We start from the raw sequence: 6,883 nt of genomic DNA, 5'->3' as shown, positions 1-6,883 counted from the left end.
AACGGTAGGTTTGTCGCCAACCCCCGTTCGGGACTTACACCCTAAAGATTCCGCCCATGCCGGGCGTACAACAAAAAACCAGAGCCAACCGCCGGCCCTGGTCCCTACACCCGCAACGCTTATTTTTTCAATACTATTGACGATATAACTTCCACATGTGCCGTCTGTGGAAACATATCAATTGGCTCGACACTTTGCAGTGCATAGCCGCCATCCACCAGTTGGCGCAGGTCACGCGCAAGTGTGGCTGGATTACAAGAAATATATACGATGCGTTGTGGAGAAGCTTGCAAGAGCGCTGTGATGACTTCTGGACCACAACCAGCACGCGGTGGATCGAGTAAAATGACATTGGGGTGCACCTCGGAGGAAAGCAGTTGGGGCGCCACTTGTTCGACAAATCCTGCATAAAAGTGCGCATTGGTCAGACCATTTTGCCTCGCATTAAACTTGGCATCTTCAACCGCAGCTGACACACTTTCCACTCCATATACGGCTTTTGCCTGTCTACCCGCTAACAGTGACAACGTTCCAACCCCGCAATAGAAATCAAATACGACATCCTGTGAGGAAATCGCGGCGGCATTGAGCGCTTTCTCGTATAAAATACGCGTTTGAATAGGGTTCACCTGCAAAAAGGCAGAAGCCGAGATACGGAAAGTGAGCCCATCAATCTGTTCTTGAATCGATGCATCACCGTAAAGAACTTCTTCGGAAGCGTCCCTCTTTCGTACTCCATTTTTCCCGTCATTGCGCTTTTGTTGAATGACACTCACCAGGCGGTATCCCTGTGGCATCTGTTTTGCCCATGCGGCAGCAAGCTCACGACCATGCACAAGCTCGTGCATTCCAGTGAGAATGACGATCATCACCTCATGCTTATGGTTGGAGCGCACAATCAGTTGTCGCACGTCCCCGCTTTGCGACTGCTCATCATAAGCACGTACTCCATGCTGTTCGAATTGGGTAATGATGATTTGCAATAGCTCATCATAAGCGTGTGGACGAATCAAACAGGTCGTAGACTCGACGGGTTCATGCGTCCCTTCTTCAACAAACCCCGCAACAAAGCGACCAGCTCGCGCGGTAGCCGTAAGGCTGACTTTATTGCGGTAGCGCCATGGTTCTTCTTGACCAATCACAGGTTGCACCCATCGCTGTACATCCTCTGCAGCAAACTTCCCAATTCGAACAAGCGCATCCTTCACGACTTGACGCTTAAATTGTAATTGTGCTGCATAAGACAGATGTTGCAACTGACAACCGCCACAGACGTCAAAAACGGGACACAACGGCACGACCCGTTCGCTTGTTGGATGTACAATTGCTCGCAACTCTGCGATCGCAAACGAACGTTTGACTTGCGTGATTTGTGCCTCCACTGTTTCCCCTGGTAAAGCACCTTCAACGAAGATGGTAAATCCACGGTAGCGTGCCACACCTTCCCCGCGATAGCCAAGCCGCTCCACTTGCAATGTCACCGGATCCCCCATCGCTACAGGCGGCACAATTGCTTTCTCTTTACCCAAAATAAAAAACCTCACGATCTTCAGCGACTCATATTCATTGTTTTACAATAACCGACAAATGTTGAGGCATCACACGTACCTTTTGAGGTAACTTGCCACCGTATTCTCCGTCAATATTCAAATCCACTTCATCTTCTGAAGAAAGCATGATTTCGCTGCTGTGAAAATACAATACACGCTCATCACGCGTATGCTCACCACGCAGCGCTGCACTCACCAAGCGAATCATATCCCCAAGATTCGTCGGTTTCACAATCATGACGTCAAGCAGCCCATCATACACAAGCGCCTGCGGGGCAATATGTTCAAATCCACCCACAGAACGCGAATTTGTAATCAGACAAAGCATGGCTTTCCCTTCATAAGAGACATCCCCTGCCTGTACGTGCAGATGAATCGGGCGCAATCCCGGAAGTCGTTCAAGACTTTTCATATAATAAGCAAGTTGCCCAAGTACCGTTTTTAATTTGCTAGGCACATCGTATGTGATCTCTGCTAAACGCCCGCAAGCCGCGATGTTGACAAAGTAATGGTCAAGACCAATCTGCCCAAGATCCAGTGGCATCGTCCGCCGCCTTGCGACAATCTTTGCGGCATGTTCGATCTGAAAGGGAATTCCGAGGGCGCGCGCGAGATCATTGGTCGTCCCTGCTGGAATAATGCCAAGAACAGGGCGCTTATGCTGATCACACTGCGCGAGACCATTGACCACCTCATGCACCGTTCCATCTCCACCGCAAGCCACAACATAAGAAAAACCCTCTTGCGCCGCTGCAATTGCCGCTTTTGTCGCATCGCCAGCTCCTCTTGTCGCATGGCAAGACGCCTCCAGCCCCCCTTCCTCTTCGAGGATAGCAAGGACGTCTGCAAGATGCTGTTTAAACGCTTCCTTCCCTGCTGTAGGGTTGTAGATCACACGGATGCGCTCACGCACGTACCTCACACTCCTTAGCTTCCAATCAGCTCAAGGATGATGCGATTGACCAGTTGCGGATTCGCTTTACCTCTAGTCTCTTTCATCATTTGCCCGACGAGAGCGCCTAGCGCCTTTTCCTTCCCCGCTTGAAAATCCGCTACGGATTTAGGATTTGCCGCAATCACACGCTCTGCAATCTCGCGCAACTGCGCTTCATCCGAGATCTGGATCAGTCCCTGCTCAGCAATAACGACTTTCGCATCCTTGCCTGTCTCAAGCATCGTCTTTAAGACACTTTTGGCGATCTTAGAAGAAATCGTCCCATCATCAAGCAACCCGATGAGCTCAGCAAACTGCTCAGGCGTTACCTCAATTTGTTCAATCTCCAAACTATTTGCTTTTAAATACGCGAGTAAATCCCCCATCATCCAGTTGCTCGCACTTTTTGCATCGCGCACTCTACGTGCTGTGCCATCAAAAAAATCTGCAAGAGCGCGCGTTGCAGTTAACACTTCCGCATCATAAACAGGGATCCCGTACTCTTTCACAAACCGCTGCTTGCGTGCAGCGGGCAATTCCGGAATTTCTTTTAGCCTTGCTGCAATATATTCATCACTTAACTGGATACGTGGCAGATCGGGTTCCGGGAAATAGCGATAGTCATGCGCATCTTCCTTTGAACGCATGGCCAAAGTTACACCCGTTTCCTCATCGAAGCGCATCGTTTGTTGTACAACCGCTTCACCGCGCTGCAAAAGCTTTGCTTGTCGTTGCTCTTCATATTCTAAACCGCGCTGGACATTGCGAAAGCTATTCATGTTTTTAATTTCCGTCTTGGTTCCAAATTCCACATGTCCCACTGGACGCAGAGAAATATTCGCATCACAGCGCAGTGAGCCTTCCTCCATCTTACATTCAGAAATTCCACAATACTGCATGATCGTTTTTAGTTCTTCGAGATATAGACGCGCCTCCTCCGCTGAACGCAAATCCGGTTCGCTCACAATCTCAATCAGTGGAATCCCTACGCGATTGAGATCGACAAGTGATCCATCCCCGTACGGTGAATGCGTCAATTTCCCTGCATCCTCCTCTAAATGGACGCGGGTTATCCCGATGCGCTTTTTCTCTCCTTGTACAGTAATCTCTAAATAACCATGTTCACCTATCGGTTCATCATACTGTGAAATTTGATAAGCTTTCGGGCTATCTGGATAAAAGTAATTCTTTCGGTCAAATTTGCTGTGAGTTCGTACTGTGCAATGAAGAGCGAGTGCCGCGCGAATCGCAAGCTTGAGCGCCTCCTCATTTAACACAGGGAGAGCCCCCGGACTCCCTAAACAGATGGGACACACGTGTGTGTTAGGCGGTGCACCAAATTCGACTGCACAATCACAAAAAATCTTTGTCTTTGTCCCCAGTTCCACATGCACTTCCAGCCCGATGACAGTTTCCCAATTAGCCATTATGCCTGCACCCCCAACGCTGGTTTCAGCGGAGCAAACCCTGCAGCTTGCTCGTATGCGTGCGCAGTTCGCAACAATGTCTGCTCATCAAACATGCGACCAATCAATTGAAATCCGACAGGGAGCCCATCTGCCAAACCACATGGCACACTGATCGCCGGTAAGCCGGCCAAGTTTACTGGAATTGTACAAATATCATTCATATACATCGTCAATGGATCCTCTGTTTTTTCTCCTAAACGAAACGCTGTCGTCGGCGTCGTCGGTGAAACGATGACGTCCACCTTTGCAAATGCCTCGTCAAAATCTTGGCGAATGAGTGTGCGCACTTGCTGAGCACGCTTGTAATAGGCGTCATAATAACCTGATGAAAGTGCATAAGTCCCGATCAAGATGCGCCTTTTTACTTCCGATCCAAACCCCTCGCTACGCGTCTTGCGATACATATCGAGCAAGTTTTCTGCATGTTCTGCACGGTACCCATAACGCACCCCGTCATAACGCGCCAAGTTGGAAGAAGCTTCAGCTGGCGCAATGAGATAATAGGCAGCCAACGCATACGGTGTATGCGGTAAACTGACCTCCTCAATCCGCGCACCTAATCGTTCAAGTTGTCCAATTGCCGCTTCAACGGCCATGCGCACACCGGAATCAATATTGGGAGAGAAATATTCTTTCGCAATCCCTATACGCAAGCCTTGAATATCCCCCGTCAGACTCTCTATGTAGTGAGGCACCTCACGCGCGACAGAAGTCGCATCATAGCGGTCTTTTCCTGCGATCGCTTCTAAGACAATCGCTGCATCTTCTACAGAATGCGTAAGGGGTCCAATCTGATCAAGCGAAGATGCATAAGCAACCAACCCAAATCGCGAAACAAGTCCATAGGTTGGCTTTAATCCTACGACTCCACAAAATGCAGCAGGTTGACGAATTGACCCTCCTGTGTCAGAGCCTAGCGCATAGGGCACCATGCCCGCTGCTACAGCCGCAGCAGCCCCTCCGCTAGAACCGCCCGGCACACAGTCGAGCCGCCACGGGTTGCGCGTGGGAAACCACGCAGAATTTTCTGTAGATGATCCCATGGCGAATTCATCCATATTGAGTTTCCCCATTAAAATCCCAGACGCATCCTCCAATTTCTGTACAACAGTCGCAGAGTAAGGAGGATGATAGCCGCGTAAAATTTTACTTGAGCAAGTCGTCTCTACGTCTTTTGTGCACAGATTGTCTTTTAAGGCAAAGGGAATACCTGCAAGCCAACTCGTCAGCAGTTGATCTTGCAAATGCACTGCTCGTTCCTTTGCCTGCGCTTGCGTAACGGTTACAAACGCTTGAACTTGCTCATCAAATGCCTGAATTTGCTCTAAGCTAAAGTCGACCAGTTCGGAGGGTGACACTTCACGTGCCACCAGGCTCTCATGCAATTTTCGCAGTCCGCTAAAAAAGTCCATCTCTATCCCTCCAACACAGCCGGCACACGAAACTGTTGCTCTTCAACATCAGGTCCGTTCGCTAAAGCGATTTCTGGTAAGAGTGAAATCCCTGGCACATCTGGACGCGTCACGTTTTGTGTGACCCCGACATGACTCATCGCTTCAATCCCTGTGACATCAAGTTGTTGCAATTGATCCACATACGCCAAAATTTTTTCGAGCTCTTCTGATAAGACTCCAATCTCTTCTTCAGCAACCTGCAGACGCGCTAACGCGGCCACATGCTGTATCTCTGCTTTTGTCAGACTCAATGCCGTCCCCTCCCCAAACTTATCATTGTTGGATTATATCACAAAGGGGCAAGTGCATTGTCCGGCGACTGCACTTGCCCATAGCCGAGCGCTCCGTTTACTTCTTAGACTCTAGCTCCTCAAGGCGTTTTATTGTTCACCAATAAAATCACAATCGACACGAGTGAAAAACAGATTCCTAACAGATAGAGAAAAGTAACCGTCTGCTTTTGTGAAAGCCCAGACCGCATCAGATAATGAAAGGTATGCCCTTTATCCGCGATATAAATGGGGCGATTTTCCTTGAATCTGCGGAAAATCACATAAAATGCATCCATAATTGGCACACCAAGCGCAAACACTGGAATCACCATCGACACAAGCGTCGCGGACTTAAAGGCACCACCAACAGCAATAGCCGCAAGGACATAGCCTAAAAACGTCGCTCCAGCGTCCCCCATAAAAATCCGCGCGGGGTGAAAGTTGTGACGCAAAAAACCGAGTGACGTCCCAATCAAAATGATCGACAGCGAAGCCATAGCGACATGCCCTTTTACCAGTGCAATAAAAAAGAGCGTTGTGGCAGAAATGGCTGCAATTCCTGCAGCAAGTCCATCAACGCCATCAAGAAAATTCATCATATTGGTGATCGCGACAACCCACACCACCGTAGTAAAGACACGCAACCAAATAGGAAAAAAGATGAACCCATGAGCCATGAAGGGAATAGAAACCCCTTGAATGCTCACGCCAAAAATCGGTAATATACACGCGGCGAGGATCTGGATTAAGAACTTAGGCCATGCCGAAAGATCCTGTTTGCGCGTTTTATAGAAATCGTCAATAATCCCTAAGACAAAGATAATCAAGCCCCCCAGAGTAATTCCCCAAAACTCTGGAGCGCGATGCGTAAAGATCGCCGCAGTCACAATGAATCCACCATAGATCGCCAGTCCGCCTAGCAGTGGAATCGGATCTTTGTGTATCTTGCGTTGGTTAGGTATATCAACAAATCCCGTCCTAAGCGCTAGCTTTTGCACATAGGGGACAGAGAAATACACGATCACAAAACTGACCGCTAGAGCCGCGATGTAATACATCGAAAAAGGAGCCTCCCCTAGGTAATCCAAACCCGCTGCTAGTATACCAAATTCGTGTAGCCCGCGAAAAGGGACCAAGCCACAGAAGAGCTTGTTCTTATTCTATACATCAAATAGAGCACATATCCTGAAAAGAGACCTTGATG

At 48.9% G+C, this 6,883-nt stretch carries 6 protein-coding genes; all 6 read right to left on the bottom strand.

Annotation, left to right across the window (positions count from 1 at the left end; genetic code table 11):
• Positions 1 to 119 precede the first annotated feature (119 nt).
• Positions 120 to 1,529 carry a 23S rRNA (uracil(1939)-C(5))-methyltransferase RlmD gene (gene rlmD, locus BM613_RS09835; RefSeq protein WP_109431000.1) on the bottom strand — a complete coding sequence of 470 codons (1,410 nt, stop codon included), beginning with the start codon at positions 1,527 to 1,529 and terminating at the stop codon, positions 120 to 122.
• Positions 1,530 to 1,563: 34 nt separating this feature from the next.
• Entirely contained in the window at positions 1,564 to 2,463 is a 900-nt protein-coding gene (locus tag BM613_RS09830; RefSeq protein ID WP_109430999.1) for a YegS/Rv2252/BmrU family lipid kinase, read from the bottom strand.
• 14 nt (positions 2,464 to 2,477) lie between these two features.
• The gene (gatB, locus tag BM613_RS09825) at positions 2,478 to 3,911 is read right to left on the bottom strand and encodes an Asp-tRNA(Asn)/Glu-tRNA(Gln) amidotransferase subunit GatB (protein ID WP_109430998.1); all 1,434 of its coding nucleotides are present in this window, start codon (positions 3,909 to 3,911) and stop codon (positions 2,478 to 2,480) included.
• The gene (gene gatA, locus BM613_RS09820; protein WP_109430997.1) at positions 3,911 to 5,365 is read right to left on the bottom strand and encodes an Asp-tRNA(Asn)/Glu-tRNA(Gln) amidotransferase subunit GatA; all 1,455 of its coding nucleotides are present in this window, start codon (positions 5,363 to 5,365) and stop codon (positions 3,911 to 3,913) included. Before gatA ends, gatB begins: the two co-directional genes overlap by 1 nt.
• A gap of 2 nt (positions 5,366 to 5,367) precedes the next feature.
• On the bottom strand, positions 5,368 to 5,658 hold the full coding sequence (gene gatC / locus BM613_RS09815; RefSeq protein ID WP_109430996.1) for an Asp-tRNA(Asn)/Glu-tRNA(Gln) amidotransferase subunit GatC: 291 nt from the start codon (positions 5,656 to 5,658) through the stop codon (positions 5,368 to 5,370).
• A 119-nt stretch (positions 5,659 to 5,777) separates the two neighbouring features.
• On the bottom strand, positions 5,778 to 6,737 hold the full coding sequence (locus BM613_RS09810) for an MraY family glycosyltransferase (protein WP_109430995.1): 960 nt from the start codon (positions 6,735 to 6,737) through the stop codon (positions 5,778 to 5,780).
• Positions 6,738 to 6,883: the final 146 nt, after the last annotated feature.

It is taken from the genome of Sulfoacidibacillus thermotolerans, assembly GCF_003144315.1.
GTDB classification, from domain to species: Bacteria; Bacillota; Bacilli; order Alicyclobacillales; family SLC66; genus Sulfoacidibacillus; species Sulfoacidibacillus thermotolerans.
This window is presented reverse-complemented; position numbering and strand designations above follow the sequence as displayed.

Coding starts and splice junctions, on each gene's coding strand:
- gatB (WP_109430998.1), bottom strand. CDS start 3,911: ATGGCTAATTGGGAAACTGTCATCGGGCTGGAAGTGCATGTGGAACTG.
- BM613_RS09810 (WP_109430995.1), bottom strand. CDS start 6,737: ATGTATTACATCGCGGCTCTAGCGGTCAGTTTTGTGATCGTGTATTTC.
- gatA (WP_109430997.1), bottom strand. CDS start 5,365: ATGGACTTTTTTAGCGGACTGCGAAAATTGCATGAGAGCCTGGTGGCA.